Source organism: Crateriforma spongiae, assembly GCF_012290005.1.
GTDB lineage: Bacteria > Planctomycetota > Planctomycetia > Pirellulales > Pirellulaceae > Crateriforma > Crateriforma spongiae.
In genome coordinates this window covers 113,529-137,409 of the sequence record NZ_JAAXMS010000003.1, presented here as the reverse complement: position 1 = coordinate 137,409, position 23,881 = coordinate 113,529, and the positions used below count along the sequence as shown (strand labels likewise).

Below are 23,881 nucleotides of genomic sequence, written 5' to 3'. Positions count from 1 at the left end.
TGGACCAAGGACTGGCCCGCTCACTCTCTAAAGGGACACTACGACACGTTTTCGACGTGGGTAAAAAAGACGGGTCCCGCAAACCCTGCGGGCAACCGAATCGATCCGTTTGTGACTGTTGTGACGGCCAAGACAGGTACAATGGGGCAATCGGGCGTCGGCAAGGGTTCGTCTTGCCCGGCAAATCGCGATGACGACGACGGCTGATGAATCGACTGACTTCCAATTTGTTGCGACCGTCACGTTGGCGGTACCGACCACTTCCCTGGGTCATTCCGGCGACCCTTTTGGCGACCATCGACGGATTGTCGCCGCCGTGGCTGCATGTCTGTGTGGTCGCGACCTTCGTCGTGCCGCTGGCATGGAGCTATTTGCCGCGTCGCCACATGCCGTTATTGATGACGTCGCTGTTGCTGGCGGTCGTCATCCCGGGTTTGGCACCCATGATCCGCAGCGTCGCGGCATCGGCCGAATTGATTGGTGATGCCGTCGGACCGCACGAAGCGACTTGGATGTCGTCGATCGAAGGTTTCGGGATGGAGCGGGTTTGGACCATCCTGGCCCTGCTGGCGCTGTGGTGGTTTCATTACCGATTGCAAGACCGACGACGACGACGCTTGGCCCTGCGTCGTTCGTTACAACAACGGGTGTTCCGTCGCACCCAACAAGTGCGACGTGCCAACCGTGCCCTACGCAATGAAGTCATCCGTCGCCAGGAAACGCAACACCTGCTGGACCAGAGCGAAAGCACGTTCCAAGCGTTGATGGAACGGATGCAGTTGCAGGTCAGCCGAAAGAATCGCGACGGCGTGGTGACGTACGCCAATGAGATCTACTGTCGCAACCTGGGCCGGGAATTGAACGAGGTGATCGGGTCGACCGATGACGACTTGTTCGCACCGGAAATCGCACAGAAATACCGGTCCGACGATCTTCGCGTGATGGATTCCGGACAAAGCGTCGACCAAATCGAGCAACATCCAACGCTGGACGGCAAGACAGGCTACGCCCAGGTCTTTAAAGCGCCTGAATACGACCGCGACGGCAACTGTGTGGGTATCCAGATCATCTTCTGGGACGTGACGCGAAAGTATCTGGGCGAAATGGCCCTCCGTGCCAGCGAAGCCCGCAAGCGGGCGTTGTTCGATTCGGCCGCCGACGCGGTCGTTCTGTTGGACGCTCATGGGATCGTGGTCGAAGCCAATCCGGCGGCCACGATTCTGTTCGGCGACGGGATGGTGGGACAGCGTTTCGAAGACATCGCCATGCCTTTGACCGGATCCATCTTTGGTTCACCAAACTTCAGTGCACGCAATCGTTGGGCCGCAATCCCTCGTGCCGCACGACACGAATTGACGATCGTTCGCAAGAATGAATCCGAGTTCGAAAGCGAGGTGGCCGTTCATACGATTCCCGTCGGCGATGAACAGGGCTGCGCGGTCATCGTCCGTGACGTCACCCTGCAAAAACGTGCGATCGAAACGCTTCGCAGTGCCAAGGCGGCGGCCGAAGCCGCCAACCGCACCAAGACAGAATTCATGGCGGGCGTCAGCCATGAATTGCGGACGCCCCTGGGCGGAATCACGGGCCTGATCGATTTGCTGTCCAAAACAGAGCTGACGCCGCGAGGGCATCAATATGTTCAGATGATCCGCCAAAGCGCGCAATCGCTGAGCGATGTGATCGAAGACATCCTGGATTTCGCCGCCATCGAAGCCGGGCGTGTGGAGATCGCCCCGCGTCCGTTCGACCTTCACGACTGCTTGAACAACGCATTCAAGTCGTTGGCCGTCCGGGCCGCCGATAAACCGCTTCAACTGATCTTGTCGATCCAGCCGGATACACCGCGGGACGTGGTCGGTGACCCCAAGCGTATTCGCCAAGTCTTGATCAACTTGATTGGCAATGCCATCAAGTTCACCCCGCTGGGCGAAGTCCGCGTGCGTCTGTCGCACGAAAGCGACCCCGACGTCGCAGGATCGCGGCCATTCTTTTTGATCGAGGTCGCCGACACCGGTGTGGGCATTCCAACGGAAAAACAACGCGCCGTTTTTTCCGCGTTCGAACGAGGCGAAGTCGGTACGAAACGATCCTTCGGCGGAACCGGACTGGGGCTGTCGATCAGCGATGGCTTGGTGCGACGCATGGGCGGACGAATCGATTTGGTCAGCCAACCGAATGTCGGCAGCTGCTTCAGTTGCCGATTGCCATTGCCATTGCCGATCCAATCATCCAACGATCCAGAAATCAGTCACGAAGATGCGCCGCATCAGGCAAAAAGCAGCCCGCCGCCGCTGGCCTCGGATGCAACCGCCGTGATCCAGACGGGCGTCCCCAACATGGATTCGGCGATCGAAGAAACCGTGGACTTCCTGGGGATCAAACGATTGAATCTGAAAGACACGTCCGCCTTGAAACAAAACGGACGTATCACCTGGATCGTCCGGTGCAGCGGTCCCACGTCATGGCAACGCTGGGTCGATCGCACTCGTGACGACATCATCTGGATCCAAGTCGTGGGTGTCGACACGCCGCGGATGGGAACACGGCGTGAATTTGCGTTGAATGAACCCGTCACTCCCGATGAACTGATCGAAACCCTGCGGTTTCTTTGGGATCCTGACGATCCGGATGGAACACGTCGCCTGTCACCGCCACGCTTGGAAGAAACGACTACCGACCGGTTCGATCTTTCGCCCGCTTGGTCCGAAGATTCGACGAATCCGGCCGCATCGGCCGTGCCGACCGAAGGGCATCTGTTGCTGGTCGACGACAGCGAAGTCAACCGATTGGTGATCCGGCAACAGTTGGAACAGGCCGGATATGCCGTGACAACGGCGGTCGATGGCCAGGCGGCAGTCGGTGAAGCGACGGCCGGAAACTTTGATTGCATCTTGATGGACCTACAAATGCCCAAGATGGATGGAACCGAAGCGACGGCGGAAATCCTGAAATACTTCCAAAAGCGAAAACGTACGCCGCCGCCGATCATCGCATTGACCGCGCATGTCACGGCGGAGCATGAAACGATTTGCCAAAACGCGGGCATGTCCGGCTTTGTCACCAAACCGGTCGACCTGTCCACGTTGGTCGCCACCATCCGCGGACTGACCGATCCGGATAGCGTGCCTGCCCGGGAATCAACCGCGGACCAGCAGCAATCGTCTCTAGGTGATCCACCCGGTGCCCCCGCCGCCAAGCAAGTCACATCTGCCGAAGAACAACCTGACGCGTCGCAGACGGATCAAGGCGACGAATCGATCGACATCGACACGATGAAGCAGCGGTTGATGCGGCACAGCGCCGGAAGCGACGAGATCGCAGTTTCGCTGTGTGATGCTTTCTTGGAAGAAGTGCCCGAACTTTTGCGTCGCATCGACCGCCACCATCGCCAAGGACGTTTTGCCGAACTGACACGGGCTGCCCACACGCTGAAAAGCTGCCTGCGGTATGTCGCCGATGACGAAGATGTTCGCTTGGCGGCGGATTTGGAGCACGCGGCGAAGGAAGAACAAACGACCGATGCCGAACACCTGAATCAGCTAAATGAGGTCAGTCAACGTTGGATCGATCGGGTCCAGTTATTGAAGGAAACACTTGGGGCCAACGCGTCATAAACAAAAAAAGCCAGACCGACGTCGGCCATCAAATCTTGCGAATGAATTCTTCGGCGTAACTGCGCACTTCGCTGCCGTTCAATACATGAACCATCCGCAATTGCTTGACCTGTTCATCGCTGAATGATCCCAGCGGCACGTGCACCAAGTGCTTTTTAAACCTGCGTGCCAGTCGCCGGAATCCCGCACCGGGCGGCAACGCGGACAACAAAACGATTTGTCCGCTGTTGCTGTGCAAACACGCGGCAGCCAACAAGCGTTCTTCCAACGTCTCGGTGAAATCCAACCTCGGATCCAGCCATACGTCGGGAATGATGATCGGCGGATACAAAAACAGGGCACCGCCATAGACGGACAATCCAATCCCGGGGCCGACCATTTCACGCCGAAAATCAGTGGCAAACAACGCCAATGTTGATTCCGTTTCGTGTTCGGCAAACCAAGTCGTCCGCCACGGATAGTCACGCGGATCGGCCGGACTGTCGAACAACATGACACACGCGTCCAACGTTCCGCGGCTGGGCGGAATGACTTTGACGTAAATCTCTTTCTCGTACCAATGCCGCAACGTGTCGCGGATATCGATGCCGTCTTTGACACTGGTGGTGAACTTTTCGGTCCGTGCCAAATCATTGCCCATGATGGCTTTGGCCCGTTCAAAGACTCGTGTCCGAAAGTTTTCGATCCGCAAGTCTTCCGGCGGATAGCTGCATTGGCTGTAAGGGTTCCATTGATAAGCCCAACGTTGTTTATCGTTGGTGCGTGGACGTCGTTGCAACTGAAGCGTTCGCCATGTCATGGGCGGGCCCGGCAATCGATTGACCATCGACACCGTTTCACCATCGGCCAGCCGCGCCTGGTCGATGCCCAGCGTCGCGACCGGCAACCCCATCGACGTGGCCGATTCGCCGTCGAAAGGATCGACGTAGGGATAGTCGTTGGCATTTTCGGCAACGTGCACCGCGAACTGGTCGCCCAAGATTTGCTGCGCCGCAGTGACGATCGTGACCAGGTCCGGTGTCATCCGTCGATGAATCAGCGACAGGTTTCGGATGTACTGCAGACACTTGGACAACAACAACGGCGTCACGTTTCGGGCTCGATTGCCCAGTTCGCTGCGATAGGAAGATCGGGCGGCGATCAACAGTTCTTTGACGCCATCGATCTGCAAGTCTTCGTCGTCTTCCAGTTCGCTGCGGGCACGTTCGTACAGACCAGTGATGAAAGGCAGTTCGCCGAACAGAAATGTCAGCGTCCTAGGATCAACCGCGTAGCGAACCGGCGGTTGAACATCGTCATGTTCGGGCAACACCATTTGGGTCGCCGACCGGTCATCGGCTTCGGCGTCATCGTCCATCAAGTGATAGGCTTCGCGGACCCACGGCCAATGCAACACGCTGGTGACGAACAAAATCTTTTCGCACCGTTGTTCCAATTGACGCAAACGATGCGCCATGTGAACGATCCGGTTTCGCGTTTGTTCATCCGGCGGTCGTGTGATACCAGGCAATAACGCCGCGGCGAATCGTTCCGGAGACACATGACGGACGGCGTACGGGTCAGGCATCACCGATGAATACGGCCAAAACGGATCCGTTTCCAAGTCGACGTACGCTCGAGCGATGTGTTCGCCCATTGCGGCGCGGATCGCCATGATCACTGGCTGGCACGGGTCGATCGGCACATAGCTGACCGGTTGGACCATGTCGAAATCGTCTTCATCATCGTCGTCCTCCTCCCAGGCGGATTCTGACCATGACGACGCTTCGCCCGGCGCGTCGCTGTAAATCCCATGGGGCTGAATCACGATCGACGGGCTGGGCAAATCCAAGACGGCGGATTCGACTTGGTCGCGAAACGACGGAGGCAACGGCAGTGCCACACAATCGTATTCTTCTTCCAGCAACCAGCGGCGAACGGTCAACGCGAATTGACCGCTGCCATGAATGACGGGCAAGACGGCAATTCGATCACCCATCCGCAACAGATCGGGCACCGACGGCAGCGATGATGATGAATCCGGCGTCGACATTCAGAATCCTGCGACAGTCACGTGGACGGTGCGTCATGGGCGACGGCAATGCCGTCCTGACGCGATGCCGTTCAGCTTATCCGACGGGTTCGGTGTCGGCAGCGGCCAACACCCGAGTCACGCTGGTGGGCTGTAGGTATTTTTCGGCGGCGTTCATGACGGCGGCCAAATCCACCCCCCGATACAAATCCAGCAACTGATCGGTGCTGACGTATTCACCACACGTCAACCAGCGACTGCCGATGCCGAACAAACGGTTTCCGGGGCGTTCGCTGGCCATGATGCAAGCAGCAGATGCTTTGCCGATCGCTTGCATCAGTTCATCGTCGGTCACCGCGAACTGCTCCGGCCGCTGGACAAGTCGTCCCAGCAAATCGTCCATCAGTTGTTCGCAAGAATCCAATTCCGAGGGTGGGCAAACCAGATAGCTGAAAATCGCCCCGTCGTCGATGAATTCCTGAGGCCACATCGCGGCGACTTCCGCGCGGCCGGTGTCGATCAATTCCCAAAACAGTCGGCTGCCGCCGTCATCGGCCAGTACCGACAACAACATTCGTGCCGCGTACCGGTCGGCGTCTCGCATCGACGGCCCCGGCATCATCTTGACCAAGTAGGCCTGCGACGCGTCATGAATGGGCAAGCGTGATTCGTCCGACACGCCATCGGGAACGGTGTCGGCCGGATCGGCCTTGGGCGTGGGGCATTCCGGACGTTGCGACCACGGGGCGGTCAACGTCGCGACGTCATCGACCAGCGAATCAAAATCGACGTTCCCGGAGGCTGCCAAGACAATGTTCTCGGGCCGATACATTCGATGGAAATACGCTCGCATGTCGGCCGACGTCATCGCCGCGATCGATTGCGGGGTGCCCAACACGCGACGGCCCAGCCCGCGTGGTGTGAAGTGGTTTTCCATCGCGCGTTCAAACGCACCAAAGGGCGGCTGGTCTTCGTACTTGGCGATTTCTTCCAAGATGACTTGGCGTTCAGTGTCAAAGTCTTCGTCCCGCAGGGCGGGCGAAAGCATGTCGGTCAACAATTCGACCAAGCGATCTTGAAACTTGGGCAACACCGCGGCGTAGTAAACCGTTTGTTCTTCCGTCGTGTAGGCGTTGCTGTTGCCCCCCAATTCGTCCAGTTCGCGATTGACGTCGGCGGCCGATCGCTTGTCGGTTCCTTTGAACATCATGTGTTCCAGGAAGTGGCTGAGCCCCGCTTCGCGATCGACTTCGTCTCTGGCACCGGCGCGGACAAAGTAGCCCATCGCCGCGCTGTATCCACGTCGGTCGATTTCGGCAACGATCCGCAACCCGTTCGGCAATTCGGCTTGTTTGAATTCTGGCATTCGATTTGTCTTTGGTAACGCTATCGGTCAAGACGCGATCGTTTCGTTGATGCGTGATGGCCCGAACGTTTGCACGATTCCCGAACCATCACCGTCACAACGCTCAGGCGTCGTTCGCTTCGACTTGCAGATCGTCGGGCCCGAGAACAACGATGCGAAAACGCTGCGGCGGATGGTCTTGGTAATACTGCCGGATCTGGTCCAGCGTCAGCGATTCGATTTCGGATTCCAATTGCTGTAACGACATCAACCGTCCCAGTTGGTACCAATCGCTGACCAAGGATGACGCCCGCGATGAACTGGATTCCTGTTCCATGATCAGATTGCTTTGGATCCGGACTTTCCAGCGATCCAATTCCGCCTGTTGCAAATCATCGGTCAGGTTCCGAATTTCCCGCAACGTCACGTCCAAGGTTTCTTGTGCACGTGGCGGTGTCGTTCCCGCGTACCCGAAAACGCCCGCGGTCTGTTTCAAAGAGTTGCAGCTGAGCGAAACCGTGTAACACAGCCCACGCTGTTCGCGGACACGATCGAACAACCGGCTGCTCATTCCGTCGCCCAGAATCCCGATTCCGGCACGCATCGCAAAGTAGTCGTCGTGCCCATAGGGAAGCGAATCGAATGAAAAACCCAAATGCGTCTGGTTGCTGTCGGCGGCGATGTGTTCGCGGGCTGGTTGCCCATCGGGCGTCATCGGCGGCTTGGCGGTGCCGGTCTTCCAATCCCCAAAAAGTTGCTCGGCCCAGTCGATCACCCGGGATGCATCCACTTTGCCGGCAACTGCCAAAATCGACTGACCAGCGTGATAGTGACCGGTGAAGTAATCGCGGACGTCGTCCTGGGCGATTTGACCGAGTCCGTCGATGGTGCCACCGGCGCTGCGGCCCAGTCGTTCTCCGTATTGCAACTGACGCACGCGGCGCATGACTTTTGACGCGGGCTCGTCCTCGATCGCACGCAATTCCTGCATTGCCATCATCCGAGCGTCATCCAACTGGTCGGCGGGCAAGTGCGGTCGCCGAGCGACGTCGGCGTACAGTTCCATTGCTTTGTGCAGCGAATCGGCAGGCATCGCTGCGTTGAAACTGGTCAACCGATTCGAAACTCCGCTGGACCGATCGATCCCCAGTGCATCTTGAATCGCCACCAAATCGCGGCTGCTGTGGGAACCGGCACCGCGTTGGACCATTTCGCAAACGATCGACGCCAAGCCCGGCCGATCGTCCGGTTCCGATTCGGTTCCCGCGGCCATCGACAATGAAAAGGCGGCGGTGCGTAACCACGGCATCGGCTGGACCAGCACGGTCATGCCGTTGGCCAAGGTGTGGATCACGCAATCATCGACAGTTATCGCATCAGACATATTGAAAAAGAATCACAAGAAAAGAACCGGACAACCGACAACCCGTTGCACCGGAGAAGCATCATCTGTCCGGCGGAGGATCAGACACCGATGCTGACCACATCGACGGTTTTGACACGACCGATCAGGGTATGACAACTGGCATCGTCCACGACGACGTCCATGAGTTGCCCGGCTTGGCGACGGTTGCCATCGAAGACGACGATCCGGTCACAGATGGTCCGTCCCGTCATTTGGATCAATGCCGATGCGTTGTCTTCATCGCCGTCGTCGGCCTGTGCGTCGTTGTTCATTTCCCGCAACGCTTTCTTGCTGGGGCCTTCGACCAGGACTTCGACTTCACGACCGACAAACTTCAAGTTGTCTTCCTTCGCAATTTCATCCTGGACGGCCAACAATTCATTGTTGCGACGTACTTTGACGTCCCGCGGAATGTCATCCTCGAAGCGTTCGGCCGCCTTGGTGCCGCTGCGGACGCTGTACTGGAAGATAAAGCTGTTCTTGAACCGACAGCGACGAATCAGATCGACCGACTTTTGAAAATCTTCCTCGGTTTCGCCACAGAAGCCGACAATGAAATCGCTGCTGACCGCCGCTTCGGGCAGGAACCGTTCGATACGTTCCATCATTTCCAGGTAATCGCTGACGGTATAGCCGCGTTTCATACGACGCAGCACGTCGTCGCTGCCGCTTTGCGCGGGAACATGCAGGTACGGCGAACACTTGGGCAATTCGGCGACGGTGCGCAACAAGCGTTCGGTCATGTCCTTGGGATAGTTCGTCACGAACTTCAAACGTTCGATCCCATCAATCTCGTGCAGATCGATCAGCAGGTCGGCCAGATCGGACGTATCGTCGCCATCGCGATACTTGTAACTGTTGACCGTTTGCCCCAGCAGCGTGATTTCACGGCATCCCTGATCGGCCAAAACTTTTGCTTCCGCCAAGATCTGTTGCGGCGGTCGTCCCTGTTCGGGCCCGCGTGTGTTGGGCACCACACAGTAAGTACAGAACTTGTCACAACCGATTTGAATCCGCAGATAGGCCTGGAAAGGCGTCGGCCGCATGCCGGGATCACGCAACGGGTCAAACGTTTCGTGGCTGCGTGCGACGATCGCCTGCTTGCCGTCTTTGCGTGCCAGCGAAACCGCCATCTGACGCCCTTGGCCCGATTCGATGCGTTGCAGCATTTCGGGGATCGTGTGCAATTGGCCGGGGCCGACGACCAAGTCGACATGCGGGGCGCGACGGAAGATCGTTTGCTGGTCCTTTTGCGCCATGCATCCCATCACACCGATCGTTTTGTCGGGCTGATGGTCTTTGACGTTTTTCAGTTTCCCCAGGGCACTGTAAATTTTTTCTTCGGCGTGTTCCCGCACGCTGCATGTGTTGTACAGAACGCAATCGGCTTCCTTGGCCGAATCCACCACGGTGTAGCCGTGGCGTTTCAGATCGGCGATCACCATTTCGCTGTCCAGCACATTCATCTGGCAGCCCACGGTATGGATGAAAACGCGTTTGGTCATTCTTTGGTTTCGTCGGTGGTTTGGTCGTCGTCGGGCATGTTGCGTTTGACGAAGTCGCGAAGAATTTCAACCAAGGACGTTTGTCGCCGGTTGGCCGAAGCCGCCAACAGCCCGACGGCGATCGCGACGCCGACCGCCCACAGCACGGTGCTGGTGTTGAAGGCCGACGAGGATTCTTGCGCGAACATGGACGCCAGGATACCCACGGACGGCCGATTTTCGGTAGGGCTTTCGGCGAATCCGTTCGGCCGGCCCCCCGGCTTTGGCGAACCCCACGCGGCCGTGTCGACTGCGATACACTGCGAAAAATTGAACCGCCCAGTCGCCCAGCGGGTTCGCCCAAACGTGCTGGCCCGGCTTGGCGTCCCATCGCCGCCCGGAGCCCAACCATCGTGCACCACACCTTCGACTGCAACCAGCCACGTCTTTGCCGCAGCATCCTTGGCCTCATCGCCGTGACGGGAATACTGGCGGTCTTGATCGCACCGGCGGCGTCCGCCCAAGACGCGGGACGCCGGGCGTCCCAAGAATCCGAACAGCCCCAATACGACATCGGTGACCAGCAACAAGCGTCGTTGAAAACAAGCGACGGCGGCGAAATCCAGTATCTGCTGTCAGTCCCCGACGACTTCAAAGGCGACAAGGTGCCGATGATGCTGTTCCTGCACGGCCGCGGGGAAAGCAACGGCCCGCTGTCACTGGTCGCAAAATGGGGTCCGCCGATGAAGGCCGCCCGTGGCGACGCGATGCCGTACCTGCTGGTCAGCCCACAGTGCCCGCGCGACGACCAATGGCGAAGCCCGACGCAACAACAGCGTCTGGTCGAATTGCTGGATCACATCATCCAGCAGCACGACGTCGACACCGACCGCATCTATCTGACCGGACTTAGCATGGGCGGGTATGGATCGTGGACGCTAGCCTGTGACCATCCCGATCGCTTTGCCGCGGTCGTTCCCGTCTGTGGCGGCGGCGAACCGGAAAAAGCGTCCGCCCTAGTGAATGTTCCCGTCTGGGCATTTCACGGCGACCAGGACAAAGCCGTACCATTTGAAAAGAGCGTCGACATGGTCGAAGCGATCCGCCAGGCGGGCGGCGAAAAGATCCGCTTCACCACGATGGAACACATCGGGCACAATTGTTGGTCGGCCACCTACGCGACTCCGGAACTGTACGACTGGATCAGCCGACATCGGCTAAGCGACCGCCAGTAACGTCGCCGGTCGGCCATGCCGTTTTACAGCTTTCGCACATCGACGTATTGGTACTGGCCTCCGTTTTGGCCGGCCAAGTCGATCAGAAAGCTGTCGGTCGGTCGCGACGGTTCGGTGCCGAATTCGATGGCGTGAATCGTGGTACCGCTTTCGACGGCCCGATGGCGAATTTCACGCAACTGAGACGACGACAACCGCGGGATCCGGGCGTCGGTCAGAAAGAAAATCACGTCGGGTCTCATCCGCAAAGCCATCTTTAGTGCCACGGCGTGCTCGGTGCCTCCGAACGCACGCATGGACCGAACGTAGTTCTTGGCCGCATCGACCAAGTTGGACTGGCCTTGGATCAATTGGACGGAACCGCCGGACTGAAAGGCGGTGGGTTTGTCGTTGTAAAAAACGATTTGAAACTGCTGCAATTCTGACAGCGTCCCCAGACTGCGCAGCAGTTCCGACTTGGCGGCTTTCAGTGGTCGTCCGCCGTGACCGTTCATGCTGTCGCTGCGATCCATCACATAGACAAACCGTGACCCGAAACCGCTGACGCCAAACAGAGACGCTTTTTTCTTGGTCAGGTTTTGCGGCCGCCCCTTGCCGTTGTCGCCGGCCAGGTCGTCGCCGTCCACGTTGCTTTCACCGGCCAGCCCGGTTCCCGTGACCGGCCGCGCGTCTTCGGTCAACTGTTTCAGCACGCCCGCCATGTCAATGGGCGGAGCAAATTCGGCGGGAGGGGCGGCGGAGCTGCTGGATGACGCATCGGTGCTGGCGTCGGGGGTGGGTTCGGTCTGCAATTCGGCGGCGTCGGTGTAGCGATCCCGGTCGGGCATCCGCTGGACCACCGCGATGCCGATTTCCCGATCCGGCGGACCGCCGGTGCCCTTACTGCGCCGCACCAAGGCGAATCCGATCGCCACCATCAAAAAGAAGTGCAGGGCCAGCGAAGCGGCCAGCGCCGGGGTCACCCCATGCTGCGGCTGGGCGACATCGATCCCTGCCGCCGTCGGCGGGGTGGTCGGTGCGGCTTTCGGCTTGGACAGGTTCAACGGCACGAGCAATAGCGGGGTGCGACCAAGGGGGAAGGCACGAGAAGTGGTGGGTGCCCACACATTTGTTGTAAACGTTATCGGCCGAACGTGAATCTGGCCCGCCACGGCGGCTCAGTTCTTCTCAATTTTAGGACGACGGGTTAATGTAGCGGCGTGTCGGAACTGGCCCGTGAGTCCGCGACGTCTGCCCGCCGAATCATTTCTGACCCGACGCGTTCCGGTTTCCCTGCTTCTATTGCCAACGGAGCCCCAACGACTGTGCGCGTCCCCAACCTCGGAGACACGTTTTGACTAACGAATCCAACACTTATCTGTTCACCAGCGAATCGGTCAGCATGGGCCACCCTGACAAGGTGTCTGACCAGATTTCCGATGCCATCGTCGACGACATTCTGGCGAACGACCCCAATCCGGGCGACGCCCGCGTTGCGGTGGAAACCCTGGTGACCACCGGCCAAGTCGTCGTTGCCGGTGAAGTCCGCACATCGCATTACGTCGACGTCCAAAAAGTCGTTCGCGACACCATCAAGAAGATCGGCTACATCCACAGTGACGTCGGCTTCAGCTACGACGCCTGCGGGGTCTTCAACGCGATCCACGAACAATCGGCCGACATCGCCCAAGGTGTCGACAAGGCCAGCGACGTCGAAGGCGAACAAGGTGCCGGCGACCAAGGCCTGATGTTCGGTTACGCCTGTAACGAAACCGACGTGCTGATGCCGCTGCCGATCCACCTGAGCCACCGGATCGTCGAACGCCTGGCACAATTGCGTGAATCGGGCGAATTGCCCTGGTTGCGACCGGACAGCAAAAGCCAAGTCACCGTGGAATACGGCGCCGACAACAAGCCGATCCGCGTGCACACCGTCGTCGTCAGCACCCAGCATGACGAATCGATCCTGACGCCCGACGGCAACTCGATCACCGACGAAGCCAAGCAACAGATCATCGAAAAGGCGATCAAGCCGGTTTTGCCGCCCGAATACGTCAAGGGTGACATCACCTATCACATCAACCCGACCGGGAAGTTCGTCATCGGTGGACCGCACGGCGACACCGGTCTGACCGGCCGCAAAATCATCGTCGACACCTACGGCGGCCGCGGCCGTCACGGTGGCGGTGCGTTCAGCGGCAAGGACCCGTCAAAGGTCGACCGCAGTGCCGCCTACATGGCCCGCTACGTCGCCAAGAACTTGGTCGCCGCCGGCTTGGCCGACGAAGTCGAAGTTCAATTGGCCTATGCGATCGGCGTGGCCGAACCGGTCAGCGTGAATGTCAACACGTTCGGCACCGGCAAGATCGACGAATCGTCGCTGGTCCAACTGGTCCGCGACCACTTCAGCCTGACGCCGCGCGGTCTGATCAAAGAATTGGGCCTGACGCGACCGGTCATGAGCGCCACCGCGGCGCACGGTCACTTCGGTCGCGAACCCGGCCCCAACGGCGAATTCAGCTGGGAAAAGACGGACAAAGCCGACGCCTTGGCCGAAGCCGCCAAGTCGATGGGCGCCGCCGTCGCATCCGCCTGAGCCAGCCGCCCCGGGATGTCCATCGCGACATGAACGGGGGAAGTGAACCTTGCTTCTTGGCGTGCGGCTTGCCGCACGCCAAAGCCGGCGATCCACGGTTCCCCCTTGGGCACCGTAACATCTGACAGGGCAACCGCACCGGCGCGTTCACGCGCGGGACCGCGACCTATTCGCCTTCTTCGATCGCTTGCTGGATCTGGTGAACGACGCGGCGGCGGGTCATTGACGTCGCCTGGTAGCGGTCCACGTCCAAGCCAAACTGTCTGGCGATGGCGATGGCCAACTTGACGTCCGACACCCCGGCGTACTGGTTGGTGATGCGTTGTCGGCCTGGACCGGCGGACGATTCGCCCAGCGAGGCGTCGACGTAAATCGTCTGGCCGTCGTGGACAAAACCTGACTCGTGGACGTCCAAAAGTGCGTCGATCCACGATTCGGGGACCCGTTTTTCGCGGCACAGTTCGGGGCTCCACAAGTAGTCCCCCTCGCATTCCATCAACAGCGCCAAAGCCCGAGCCCGCGGGATCGGTGGTAAATCCTTCATCGGTCGCTTGAACCCTGGCCGGGCGAATCCGCCAACTGGTCAATTTTCGCTGCCAAGATGACGTCGTTTTCACTCAGTCCGCCGATCGCGTGGGTGGTCAGATCGACCGTCAAGTGCCGATAGCCGGTCAGGTGCAAGTCCGGGTGGTGTTGTTCCCGTTCGGCCAGGGCGGCGATTTCGTTCAGCAAGCCCACGGCTTCGACGAAATTACGGAAATTGAATTTGCGGCCTATCCAACGACCGTCGTCCGACACCGACCACCGGGAAATCGTCGGCATCAAAGCGTCCAATTTGTCACCGGTCAGCGTGGGCACACCGCCTTCGCACGGCCGACAGTGCTTCTGCAGGACAGATTCCAAGTTCGGTTGGGGGCGATCGTCATCTGGCATGGGGTCATCTTTTCAGCCCTCAGCCCCCGGGGCAAGCAATCCGAACGCCGTGACGTGCCAAATTCTTACACAAATCCTTCAACTGGCGTTGACGTCACGTGAATCTTTCGACACGATCCTTGGTCCTTCGGGCGTCCGCCCGACCCGTCGCCATCACGGCCGACGCGATGTCCAACCGGAACGGCAAAATCTGGTTCGGAGACGCGTGCGAAAGTGGGCAACGGTGAAGTGGGAGAATCTTGCCGCCGACGGTGGCGTCCCGTCCACGCGATGACCGTAAAACTCGGCATCGCCCCACAGACGGTGACGTCGGCCCGACGGGACAGGTGAGCTTCGCCAAACCACCCGACACAACCGATGAGTCGTGACCCTATGGGTAAAAAATCCAAGCGTTATCGCGCTGCGCTCGAAAAGCAGCCGTCCAGCCCGTTGCCGCTGGGCGAAGCGGTCGAAGTGCTGAAGAAGTACGATTCGACCAAGTTCGACCAAACGGTCGAAATTCACATGCGTCTGGGCATCGATCCCAACCAAGCCGACCAGATCATCCGTGGCAGCCTGGTGTTGCCGCACGGGATCGGCAAGACGCAGCGTGTTGTCGTGTTCGCCAAGGGCGACGCGGCCAAAGCGGCCGAAGAAGCCGGTGCCGATGAAGTCGGCCAGGACGATTTGGCGAAAAAAATCAAAGACGGCTGGACCGACTTCGACGTCTGCATCGCCGCCCCCGACATGATGGGCCTGGTCGGCCCGCTCGGTCGTGTCTTGGGTCCGCGTGGCTTGATGCCCAGCCCCCGTGCCGGCACGGTCACCCCGGACGTCGGCAAAGTCGTCTCGGAATACAAAGCCGGTAAGGTCGAATTCCGAAACGATAAAGGCGGCAACGTCCACGCGATGGTGGGCAAGCTGAGCTTCGAAGCTCCGAAGATCGCCGACAACGTTTCGGCGTTTATTGATTTTGTCACCGGTATGAAGCCACAGTCCGTCAAAGGCACCTACGTCAAGGGCATTGCGATCTGCGGCACGATGAGTCCCAGCGTGAAAGTCGCCTTGTAACTGAAAGGCGGCCCCAGAAAAGGTGGCCTGAGAATCCTATGAGCAAATACGTCAAAGATCTCGTCACTCGAGATATCAAGAACCGCTTGGAAGGCGTCGCCGATGCCGTCGTAGTCAGCTACGTCGGGATGGACGTCAACAAGACGAATGAACTTCGCAGCGAATTGGCCGCGAAGGAAATCAACCTGATGGTCGTCAAGAACTCGCTGGCACGACGTGCGACCGAAGGATCTTCGTTGGCTCCGGCCTTCGAGGGTGCCGGCGGTCAAATCGCTGTGTGCTGGGGAGCCTCCGACTTCGTCTCGTTGGTCAAGGAAGTTGTCCGGCTGGACAAGGACGAAGACAAGTTTGCCGAGTTCAGCGCCGATGGCGGCGTGATGGACGGCGAACGTCTGGATGCCGATGGTTTGAAAGCCGTCAGTAAGTGGCCCAGCCGCGAAGAACAAATCTCCATGCTGGTCGGTCAAATCCTGGGACCAGGTGCAACCCTCAATGGTGCACTGCTTGGCCCCGGAAAGACGCTGAACAGCCAAATCAAGCAAAAGGGCGAGGGCGACGAGTAGTCCCCGGCCGCGGTGACGCACCGTCGTCGCCTTTTTTCCTTTCCTTCCTGCAACCCACTATCGTTTTTTGAGGTCCGAAGATGTCTGAAGAAGCAACCGCGGTCGCCGAATACAGCGCCGAAACCAAAGAAATGGGCGACAAGATCGCCGAAATGACCCTGAAGCAAGCCAAAGAGCTGAGCGATTACCTGAAGGACGTTCACGGTATCGAGCCGGCCGCCGGTGGCGGAGCGGTCGTCATGGCCGGTGGCGGAGCCGGTGCTGATGGCGGCGGCGCAGCCGAAGCCGAGAAGACCGAGTTCGACGTCGTCCTGACCAGCTTCGGCGATAAGAAGCTGAACGTCGTCAAGGTCGTCAAGAACATCACCGGCGCTTCGCTGATGGAAGCCAAGAAGATGGTCGAAGGCGTTCCCGCCACCTTGAAGGAAGGCGTTTCCAAGGAAGATGCCGAGAAGGTCAAGACCGAAGTCGAAGAAGCTGGCGGTAGCGTCGAGCTGAAGTAAGCGTCCCGACGCGGCTTCCCTCAATCGCCCGCGATCGCGTTCGATCCGAATGTCGTGCGGGCGACAAACCTGGCAGTTGCCGGATCATCCGATCCGCAGCCAAATCCAACGAAGACCCTGACCGTTGTTTTGCAACACCGGTTGGGGTCTTTTTCATTGCGCTAGCCAGTGACGATAGGCCGCCGAATCAGTGTCATACGGGCAGCAAACGACTGCTGCCGCGGCGCACCAGCGTGCCCCCTAAAAATCATGGGCCGCAAAAACCGGCCAACTGAGCAACCAGCAGGCACCGGGAACACCCGCGGCGACGGGCAAAGCCACACTGCAGGCGAAAGGCAAAAACGACGCGAGACGGAAACGGATCACCCCGCTTCGATTGCCGCAGCCAACTGCTCGTACGTCCGTTGCTGATCGACCGAAGCCCCGCGGTTGTCCAGAGCGATCTGATACAGATGCTGGCCACACGGTGTCGGATACTGGCCGGTGACACAGGCGCGGCACAACTGATCGCTTCGCATGCCGATCGCACGACTGATCGCTTCGACGGGCAGGTATCGCAACGTGTCCGCCCCCAGATCGTCGGCCAAACGCTGCTGCGCGTCATCGCTGAGATCTTCACCGGCTTCGAAATATTTCGGCGCAATCAGCTGATCGACCGTCGACATATCGATGCCGTAAAAGCACGGTGCGATGATCGGCGGACAGGCGACACGGACGTGAATTTCACGAGCCCCACCGACATCACGGATACGATCCAACAGGACGTTCATGGTCGTGCTGCGGACGATCGAATCTTCCACAAGGATCACACGTTTGTCCTGCAGGACTTCACGCAGCGGAGTGTATTTGGTGGCCGCCTTGGCCTTGCGATTACCGCCCTCGATAAAAGTGCGACCGGCATAACGGTTTCGGATCAGACCTTCGCGAGACGGGATCGACAACTCGAAAGCCATCGAATCGGCGGCGGCTTTACTGGTGTCGGGAACCGGAACAATGATCGTGTCTTCGGGATTCAGATCGACTTTATTGAATTCTCGCTCGGCCATCGCCAGTTCTTTGCCCAAGCTGGTCCGGCTTAGATAGACACTGCGGTCATCCAGGGTGCTGGCAACGTTGGCGAAATAAATCCATTCAAAGAAACAGTGCGCGGTCTTTTCTGACGGCATGAACGATTCGATTCGCACGCCCTGTTCCGGATCGACCAGGATGGCGTGTCCGGGCGGCAGGGATTTGATCTGATCGTTTTCGAATCCCAGGTTTAACAAAGCGACGCTTTCGCTGGCCGCGGCCACCAACGGACCTTCGTGCACATAACACATCGGCTTGATGCCCAGCGGATCGCGGGCGACGATCATTTCGCCTTCGGCGGTCAGGATCGCCAGACTGTACGCACCGTCGAACCCACCACAGGCCTCGCGCAAAACACTGACCCAATCAACCGGACCGGTGCTGCGAGACAGGATCCGGCCGAATTCATGCATGATGATTTCGGTGTCGGTGTCCAACCTCAGATGGTGATCGCCGTTGGCCAGCAAACGTTCCTTCAACAGGCCATAGTTGGACAGTTGGCCGTTGAAACAGAACGAAAACCACTTTCGCTTGTGGATGTGGACGCGTTCGAACGGCTGGGCGTATTCGCGATCATCTTGCCCACACGTCGCGTACCGCGTGTGACCGATCGCGGCCCGACCGGCCAGCTGCTTCATCAACGCTTCGGTCTTTTCCCGATGGTTCAGCCGGAACACCTCGGTCACCGTCCCCACGTCTTTGCGGATCTGCAACAGGGAAGGTCGGTCCGGATCATAGGTGGCCATTCCGGCGGCCAGTTGCCCACGGTTTTGAATGTCCAACAACATTCGGGGCAGCACGCGGGAAATTTGTCGCGGGCCGTGCTCGGTGCACATCGGGCTGCGACCACGGCCGGACAGATGGTAGATCGCCGCGACACCGCACTCGTGATTCAGTTCGGCCATGAAGATCGGGGGGTTGCCGTAATGGGGGCCAAGAATTTGTCGTCGCCGGTGGTCATTCTCGGACATTCTTCGCCCGGCACCAGACCGGCCCGGTACTCAATCAATCTTAACGGTCGATCGACCCTCCGCAAGAAACGAAAAACGGCGACCCGGCACCACCCGCCGGAATGCCGATCGACCGGCAATCACGCACTACCACCGCTTTGGCAGCGCCCTAGCCGACAACGCGGCCGCGTGGAAAATAGTGGAATCCATGGACAAGCCTAGCCAAGAATCGTCGTCGAACGCTGATACGCCCGATTTCGCCGTCCGCGAAATCCCGGGGACCGAACAACTTTTGCGACAGGCGGTCGTTGAAAACGCCGAGGCGGTCGTCGTCAAAGTCGGCACCCGCGTGCTGACCCGACCCGACGGCACGTTGGACATCCAGCGTGTCCAGCGGCTTTCGTCCCAACTGTGCCGCATCGCCGATTCGGGGCGGCACACGATCATGGTCAGCAGTGGGGCCGTCGGTGCCGGTGTCGCCAAGCTAAAACTTCCCGGCCGACCCAAATCTTTGGGGCCATTGCAGGCCGTCGCCGCGATCGGCCAGACCGATTTGATCCGCGCTTACGAACAGTCATTCGCCAACCACGGACGCCACGCGGCACAGGTTCTGTTGACCCGGAACGATCTGCGTCGCCGCAGCGGTTACCTGCATGTACGCAATGCGCTGCTTGGCATTCACGATCTTGGGGCGATCGCGATTGTCAATGAAAACGATTCGGTCGCCGTTGCCGAACTGCGAACGACCTTTGGCGACAACGATCGCTTGGCCGCCCACGTCGCGGGCCTGTTGGAATCCGCACTGCTGATCATCCTGTCGGACATCGAAGGGCTGTATGACGGACACCCCGATGAACCCGACAGCAACCCGATCGGCCTGATTCGTCGCCTGGATGACGATGTATTGGGCTTGGCATCGGACAACACCAACACCGTCAGCAAAGGCGGCATGCGTTCCAAACTGAAAGCCGCGCAGATCGCCGTTTCCCACGGCCACCCGACCATCATCGGCCCCGGTCGGCAAGACGACGTGTTGGATCAGATCATGGCGGGTAATCCGGTGGGCACACTGTTCATGCCCAAGGAGAAAACGATTCGAGGCCGGCGTCGCTGGATCGGTGTCGCGGCCAGCGTGATCGGTGAAATCAGCATCGATGCAGGAGCCGCCCGCGCATTGTCCGAACGCGGCAGCAGCCTGTTGGCGATCGGCATCACCGCGGTCAAAGGCAATTTCCCACGCGGCAGCGTTGTGCGAGTCGTGGGCCCCGACGGTCGAACGGTCGGACGTGGGCTGAGCAATTACCGCAGCAGCGAGATCACCAAGATCAAGGGTCACAACAGCGACCAGATCGGCGATCTGTTGGGCCACCGCCCCTACGAATGCGTGATCCATCGCGACAACTTGGTCGTCGATGTTGTCGAAGATTGATGCGACGCAATCAAGCGACCGCTCAGCGAACCGCTATCACCAACCGGTCGGAATGATCCGACTTCTGCACGACCGCTTGGTCAAACGATGGAGGCCCGGTCAGCGAACGGGCGTCATTGGAAAACCCATAGCGTTCGGTCGGAATGCCCCACAGATTTCGATTCAAACGGCTGTCGGCGTTTTCGTCATGGTAAACGGCCACCGCGAAACGGCGGGGAAGCTTGGCCGCCGGCAACTGAAACGTCGCGCCGCCATCTCGGACCCCCACGCTGTCACGATGGATCGCGGATGCCGGATCATTGAAACCATCGGGAGAATCGTAGACGGCCAGCATCATGTTGCCGCGATCCGCCGCCGCTCCGCGAGCAATGATCCGGTAGGACGGAGCCCCCGATGACACGTTGGTCGACTTCGCCTTGGACACTGCGGCGGACACTGGTTTCTGGAGCGACGTTTGGATCACCGGCTGGATCGCCCCGACAAGCCCATCGTAGTCCGCATCGGCTTCGTCGCCGGTGGTGCCCAAGTCATCGACCGATTCGGCGCCGGTCTCAGGAATCGGGATCAGTGAATCTTCCGGTGGCTGGATCGCTCGTCCGTCGGGAAAACGGGGCGGGACAAAACGCAGTTGGCGACAAGCCAGCACTCCGGATCCGAGAACGAAGATACCGACAGCGAACATCACCAGGAAATTGCCGTTATTTTCCTGCCACAGCGAAGCCGCCGGCTCCGCCGCAAATCCCGTGGCCCCACTGTCCCAGCCGCCATTCCAAGGGCTGGTCGTGGAGGACGAATCAGCCGTCTCGACTGATATTTTCGCATCGCTCGTGTCTTGATGCTGTGCCATGCCACCTGTAACCGGTCCTGAGGTGAAAATTCGTGCCTTCATGTTGATAAAGGGTTGCGGGATCGGCAAGCCTACCCGGTCATGTTCCACCACGATCCCCCCGGAAAGAACATCACCATCGCCATAACGATTCCGCCGCGCATCTCCGCCGGGCTGTCTGGCCCCGGGACATCACGACCAATCCCGTCCACGGTGATCGCTTGGCCTTGCCAAAACGCGGACGAATTGCCACACTTCCTGGTTGCAAGCTGCAGCCCTGGGCGACGCCCAGCGACCGCTGCCGCGTGCACTGTTTCCCAACATCGCAGCGCGAACGCTTTTTCATTCCGCTTCATTTTTGCCGACGGTTCGGCCCCTCCTCGGGCCCCGCGGTGCGTCCCAGCGTCAATCCATTGGGACCAAGTGACGGAAGACCGAAGTCAACGAAACGCGGATCGCGTGGTGTGAAGGGCATCGTCCCCACACCCTGGCTGTTCCACCCGTGGCATCCCAGGATGCCGAAAAGAGAGTTTCCGAACACATGGCACGCTATACCGGACCCAAAGCCCGCGTGAACCGACGCCTGGGCACCCTGATTTACGAAACCGCCGGCGCCGCACGTGCGTTGGACCGTCGTGATTCGCCCCCGGGAATGCACGTCCGCGGCCGCCGCCCCAGTAACTACGGTGCGGCATTGATGGAAAAGCAAAAGATCAAGCACTATTACGGCTTGGGCGAACGTCAGCTGCGACGCTATTTCGAAAATGTCAGCCGCAAGGTCGGCAACACGGGCGAACTGTTGTTGTTGATGTGCGAACGTCGGTTGGACAACGTGGTTCGACGCGTCGGATTCACCAAGACTCGTCCGCAAGCACGCCAAGGCATCACCCACGGCCATTTCCGTGTCAACGGTGTCAAAGTCACCAAGCCCGGATACATGCTTCGCCCCGGTGACATCGTCGAAGTCCGCAACCGTGAAAACTTGAAGAACCTGTATCGTGGCGTCATCGCCAATGCGTCCCCCGACGCGTTGGACTGGGTGACCTTCGATAGCGAAAACCTGACCGCGACCATTTTGGGTCTGCCCGGCGCCAGCGACATCAGCCTGCCGGTGGACGCGAACAGCGTGGTCGAATTCCTGTCTCGCTAGTTTCGGATTCGTTCGCGATTCCCGAATAGGGACAGAAAACAAACGCCAAGGTATCTTCGGGTGGTGGTCCCAGCGGGCCGGATTCGAAGGTACCTTTTTTGTTGGCTGATGATTGCCGTCCGGCCTCCTTCGGGACTTCCGGTTTCGGCCCCTCGGTTTGCCACCGATGACACACATCCATGCCAGTTCGGTCGGCCGACCGTTTTGACCGCTTCCCTGATTTTTTACTTCGCTGAAACACAAACAAACTCATGCACGCTCCTGTTGTCGTTCTCGGTGGTGGCCCCGGCGGATACGCGGCCGCGTTTTTGGCAGCCGACGAAGGTTTGGACGTCACCATCGTCGAAGCCGAACCACGCCTGGGTGGCACCTGCCTGCTGCGTGGCTGTATCCCCAGCAAAGCTCTGCTGCACGTCGCGAAAGTCATCAAAGAAGTCGACGAACTGCGCGAAGACTGGGGGGTCGTCTATGACGAAAAACCGAAGATCGACATCGACGTCGTGCGTGGACGCAAAGACAAAGTGATCGACACGCTGACGTCCGGCTTGGGTGGCTTGGCCAAGCGTCGTAACGTGACGGTTATCCGCGCTCGTGGATCGTTCATCGATTCCAACACGATGAAGCTGGAAGGGGACGACGAATCGATCCCCGAAGGCGGCCAACTGACCTTTGACCACTGCATCCTGGCCACCGGCAGTGTGCCGGCCATGCCCGGCGCGTTCAACATCGGCAGCGACCGCGTGATGGACAGCACCGGCGCGTTGGAACTGAAAGACGTTCCGGAAACCCTGCTGATCGTCGGCGGTGGCTACATCGGTCTGGAAATGGCCACCGTTTACGCTCACTTGGGCAGCAAAGTCACCGTCGTCGAATTGGCCGAACGACTGTTGGCCGGTGCCGACCAAGACCTGGTGAAACCGCTGGTCAAACAGATCGACACGATGTGTGAAGGCCGCGTGCTGCTGCACACCAAAGTCGGATCGATGGCCGAAGTCGATGACAAAATCGAAGTGACGTTCGAAGGGCCAAAGCATTTCGGCAATGAACGCTTTGACCGCGTCTTGGTCAGTATCGGTCGTCGACCGGTCACCCAAGGCCTGGGGCTGGAAAACACCAAGGTTGAAGTCAATGAACGCGGCTTTGTCGTTTGCGATCGTTCACAACGAACGGCCGACCCGTCGATCCTGGCCATCGGCGATGTCGCCGGGGATCCGATGCTGGCTCACAAGGCGACCCACGAAGGCCGTGTCGCCGCGGAAGTTTTGGCCGGCAAGAACGTCGCGTTTGACAAGTTCGCGATCCCCGCGGTGGTCTTCACCGACCCGGAAATTGCATGGGCGGGAATCACCGTCGAAGAAGCCAAGGCGCAGGGCCGAAAGGTGGATGTGGAAGTCTATCCCTGGGCGGCCAGCGGTCGTGCCCAGGCCCTGGGGACCACCGACGGTTTGACCAAGTGGATCATCGACCCGGAAACGCACCGCGTGATCGGTTGCGGCATCGTCGGCACTGGTGCCGGCGAACTGATCGCCGAAGCCGTGCTGGCAATCGAAATGGGTTGCGAAGTCCACGACATCACCGATGCGATTCACCCCCACCCGACGCTGTCGGAAACGTTGATGAACGCGGGTGAGATCCACTTCGGAACCGCGACGGAAATCTATAAGCCGAAACGGCGTCCTTCGTCCGCATCGGCTGGCTGATCGGCCAGCTTGATCGACGCAGTCGTTCCCAGTCACG

At 59.3% G+C, this 23,881-nt stretch carries 19 protein-coding genes; 9 read left to right on the top strand and 10 right to left on the bottom strand.

What is annotated here, in order from left to right:
• Positions 1-206: 206 nt before the first annotated feature.
• Positions 207-3,617, top strand: a complete 3,411-nt coding sequence (locus HFP54_RS08600) for a hybrid sensor histidine kinase/response regulator (protein ID WP_168564831.1) — start codon at positions 207-209, stop codon at positions 3,615-3,617.
• 28 nt (positions 3,618-3,645) lie between these two features.
• Here the strand turns inward: HFP54_RS08600 and HFP54_RS08595 are convergent, their stop codons facing one another.
• The 5 genes from HFP54_RS08595 to HFP54_RS08575 all read right to left on the bottom strand — a co-directional run bounded on the left by HFP54_RS08595 (position 3,646) and on the right by HFP54_RS08575 (position 10,071).
• Positions 3,646-5,649, bottom strand: a complete 2,004-nt coding sequence (locus HFP54_RS08595; RefSeq protein ID WP_168564830.1) for a hypothetical protein — start codon at positions 5,647-5,649, stop codon at positions 3,646-3,648.
• A 76-nt stretch (positions 5,650-5,725) separates the two neighbouring features.
• Positions 5,726-6,994: a M16 family metallopeptidase gene (locus tag HFP54_RS08590; protein WP_146415580.1), complete on the bottom strand. Its 1,269-nt coding sequence runs from the start codon at positions 6,992-6,994 to the stop codon at positions 5,726-5,728.
• Between the two features lie 103 nt (positions 6,995-7,097).
• Positions 7,098-8,357, bottom strand: coding sequence for a M16 family metallopeptidase (locus tag HFP54_RS08585; protein WP_146415581.1), 1,260 nt, complete (start codon positions 8,355-8,357; stop codon positions 7,098-7,100).
• An 80-nt stretch (positions 8,358-8,437) separates the two neighbouring features.
• Entirely contained in the window at positions 8,438-9,883 is a 1,446-nt protein-coding gene (miaB, locus tag HFP54_RS08580; protein ID WP_146415582.1) for a tRNA (N6-isopentenyl adenosine(37)-C2)-methylthiotransferase MiaB, read from the bottom strand.
• A complete protein-coding gene (locus tag HFP54_RS08575; protein ID WP_146415583.1) occupies positions 9,880-10,071 on the bottom strand; it encodes a hypothetical protein in 192 nt (63 codons plus the stop codon). The genes miaB and HFP54_RS08575 overlap by 4 nt, the downstream gene beginning before the upstream one ends.
• A gap of 204 nt (positions 10,072-10,275) precedes the next feature.
• Here HFP54_RS08575 and HFP54_RS26145 point away from each other — a divergent pair, with 204 nt between their 5' ends.
• Positions 10,276-11,097, top strand: a complete 822-nt coding sequence (locus HFP54_RS26145) for a carboxylesterase family protein (protein ID WP_168564829.1) — start codon at positions 10,276-10,278, stop codon at positions 11,095-11,097.
• A gap of 23 nt (positions 11,098-11,120) precedes the next feature.
• On the opposite strand, the gene HFP54_RS08565 is transcribed toward HFP54_RS26145, so the two are convergent.
• The gene (locus HFP54_RS08565; protein ID WP_146415585.1) at positions 11,121-12,146 is read right to left on the bottom strand and encodes a vWA domain-containing protein; all 1,026 of its coding nucleotides are present in this window, start codon (positions 12,144-12,146) and stop codon (positions 11,121-11,123) included.
• Positions 12,147-12,478: 332 nt separating this feature from the next.
• Here HFP54_RS08565 and metK point away from each other — a divergent pair, with 332 nt between their 5' ends.
• A complete protein-coding gene (gene metK, locus HFP54_RS08560; RefSeq protein ID WP_146416210.1) occupies positions 12,479-13,672 on the top strand; it encodes a methionine adenosyltransferase in 1,194 nt (397 codons plus the stop codon).
• Between the two features lie 166 nt (positions 13,673-13,838).
• Here metK and HFP54_RS08555 read toward each other — a convergent pair whose 3' ends face one another.
• Together HFP54_RS08555 and HFP54_RS08550 are read right to left on the bottom strand one after the other, a co-directional pair.
• Positions 13,839-14,216 carry a hypothetical protein gene (locus HFP54_RS08555; protein WP_168564828.1) on the bottom strand — a complete coding sequence of 126 codons (378 nt, stop codon included), beginning with the start codon at positions 14,214-14,216 and terminating at the stop codon, positions 13,839-13,841.
• Complete coding sequence (locus HFP54_RS08550) at positions 14,213-14,605, bottom strand: 4a-hydroxytetrahydrobiopterin dehydratase (RefSeq protein ID WP_168564827.1); 393 nt, start codon at positions 14,603-14,605, stop codon at positions 14,213-14,215. Before HFP54_RS08550 ends, HFP54_RS08555 begins: the two co-directional genes overlap by 4 nt.
• Positions 14,606-14,977: 372 nt before the next feature.
• Here HFP54_RS08550 and rplA point away from each other — a divergent pair, with 372 nt between their 5' ends.
• The 3 genes from rplA to rplL all read left to right on the top strand — a co-directional run bounded on the left by rplA (position 14,978) and on the right by rplL (position 16,721).
• Positions 14,978-15,655: a 50S ribosomal protein L1 gene (gene rplA / locus HFP54_RS08545; protein ID WP_145304643.1), complete on the top strand. Its 678-nt coding sequence runs from the start codon at positions 14,978-14,980 to the stop codon at positions 15,653-15,655.
• 38 nt (positions 15,656-15,693) lie between these two features.
• Positions 15,694-16,218: a 50S ribosomal protein L10 gene (gene rplJ, locus HFP54_RS08540; RefSeq protein ID WP_168564826.1), complete on the top strand. Its 525-nt coding sequence runs from the start codon at positions 15,694-15,696 to the stop codon at positions 16,216-16,218.
• An 80-nt stretch (positions 16,219-16,298) separates the two neighbouring features.
• Positions 16,299-16,721, top strand: a complete 423-nt coding sequence (gene rplL, locus HFP54_RS08535; RefSeq protein WP_146415588.1) for a 50S ribosomal protein L7/L12 — start codon at positions 16,299-16,301, stop codon at positions 16,719-16,721.
• Positions 16,722-17,083: 362 nt separating this feature from the next.
• On the opposite strand, the gene HFP54_RS08530 is transcribed toward rplL, so the two are convergent.
• Positions 17,084-18,694 carry an amidophosphoribosyltransferase gene (locus HFP54_RS08530; protein WP_146416211.1) on the bottom strand — a complete coding sequence of 537 codons (1,611 nt, stop codon included), beginning with the start codon at positions 18,692-18,694 and terminating at the stop codon, positions 17,084-17,086.
• 253 nt (positions 18,695-18,947) lie between these two features.
• On the opposite strand from HFP54_RS08530, the gene proB reads away from it, so the two are divergent.
• A complete protein-coding gene (gene proB, locus HFP54_RS08525) occupies positions 18,948-20,168 on the top strand; it encodes a glutamate 5-kinase (protein WP_168564825.1) in 1,221 nt (406 codons plus the stop codon).
• Between the two features lie 22 nt (positions 20,169-20,190).
• Here proB and HFP54_RS08520 read toward each other — a convergent pair whose 3' ends face one another.
• Entirely contained in the window at positions 20,191-21,057 is an 867-nt protein-coding gene (locus HFP54_RS08520; RefSeq protein WP_168564824.1) for a DUF2141 domain-containing protein, read from the bottom strand.
• Positions 21,058-21,535: 478 nt separating this feature from the next.
• Between HFP54_RS08520 and rpsD the strand changes: the two genes are divergently transcribed.
• Together rpsD and lpdA are read left to right on the top strand one after the other, a co-directional pair.
• Positions 21,536-22,144 (top strand): 30S ribosomal protein S4, encoded by a 609-nt coding sequence (gene rpsD / locus HFP54_RS08515; RefSeq protein WP_145293918.1) that lies wholly within the window; start codon positions 21,536-21,538, stop codon positions 22,142-22,144.
• 251 nt (positions 22,145-22,395) lie between these two features.
• Complete coding sequence (gene lpdA / locus HFP54_RS08510; RefSeq protein WP_146415592.1) at positions 22,396-23,844, top strand: dihydrolipoyl dehydrogenase; 1,449 nt, start codon at positions 22,396-22,398, stop codon at positions 23,842-23,844.
• Positions 23,845-23,881: the final 37 nt, after the last annotated feature.

What these genes read in the sequence shown, in the direction of transcription:
- metK (WP_146416210.1), top strand. Translation starts at nt 12,479, where the DNA reads ATGGGCCACCCTGACAAGGTGTCTGACCAGATTTCCGATGCCATCGTC.
- HFP54_RS08550 (WP_168564827.1), bottom strand. Translation starts at nt 14,605, where the DNA reads ATGCCAGATGACGATCGCCCCCAACCGAACTTGGAATCTGTCCTGCAG.
- rpsD (WP_145293918.1), top strand. Translation starts at nt 21,536, where the DNA reads ATGGCACGCTATACCGGACCCAAAGCCCGCGTGAACCGACGCCTGGGC.
- HFP54_RS08585 (WP_146415581.1), bottom strand. Translation starts at nt 8,357, where the DNA reads ATGTCTGATGCGATAACTGTCGATGATTGCGTGATCCACACCTTGGCC.
- rplL (WP_146415588.1), top strand. Translation starts at nt 16,299, where the DNA reads ATGTCTGAAGAAGCAACCGCGGTCGCCGAATACAGCGCCGAAACCAAA.
- HFP54_RS08555 (WP_168564828.1), bottom strand. Translation starts at nt 14,216, where the DNA reads ATGAAGGATTTACCACCGATCCCGCGGGCTCGGGCTTTGGCGCTGTTG.
- lpdA (WP_146415592.1), top strand. Translation starts at nt 22,396, where the DNA reads ATGCACGCTCCTGTTGTCGTTCTCGGTGGTGGCCCCGGCGGATACGCG.
- HFP54_RS08590 (WP_146415580.1), bottom strand. Translation starts at nt 6,994, where the DNA reads ATGCCAGAATTCAAACAAGCCGAATTGCCGAACGGGTTGCGGATCGTT.
- rplA (WP_145304643.1), top strand. Translation starts at nt 14,978, where the DNA reads ATGGGTAAAAAATCCAAGCGTTATCGCGCTGCGCTCGAAAAGCAGCCG.
- proB (WP_168564825.1), top strand. Translation starts at nt 18,948, where the DNA reads ATGGACAAGCCTAGCCAAGAATCGTCGTCGAACGCTGATACGCCCGAT.
- miaB (WP_146415582.1), bottom strand. Translation starts at nt 9,883, where the DNA reads ATGACCAAACGCGTTTTCATCCATACCGTGGGCTGCCAGATGAATGTG.
- HFP54_RS08520 (WP_168564824.1), bottom strand. Translation starts at nt 21,057, where the DNA reads ATGAAGGCACGAATTTTCACCTCAGGACCGGTTACAGGTGGCATGGCA.
- rplJ (WP_168564826.1), top strand. Translation starts at nt 15,694, where the DNA reads ATGAGCAAATACGTCAAAGATCTCGTCACTCGAGATATCAAGAACCGC.
- HFP54_RS08595 (WP_168564830.1), bottom strand. Translation starts at nt 5,649, where the DNA reads ATGTCGACGCCGGATTCATCATCATCGCTGCCGTCGGTGCCCGATCTG.
- HFP54_RS08600 (WP_168564831.1), top strand. Translation starts at nt 207, where the DNA reads ATGAATCGACTGACTTCCAATTTGTTGCGACCGTCACGTTGGCGGTAC.
- HFP54_RS08575 (WP_146415583.1), bottom strand. Translation starts at nt 10,071, where the DNA reads ATGTTCGCGCAAGAATCCTCGTCGGCCTTCAACACCAGCACCGTGCTG.
- HFP54_RS08530 (WP_146416211.1), bottom strand. Translation starts at nt 18,694, where the DNA reads ATGGCCGAACTGAATCACGAGTGCGGTGTCGCGGCGATCTACCATCTG.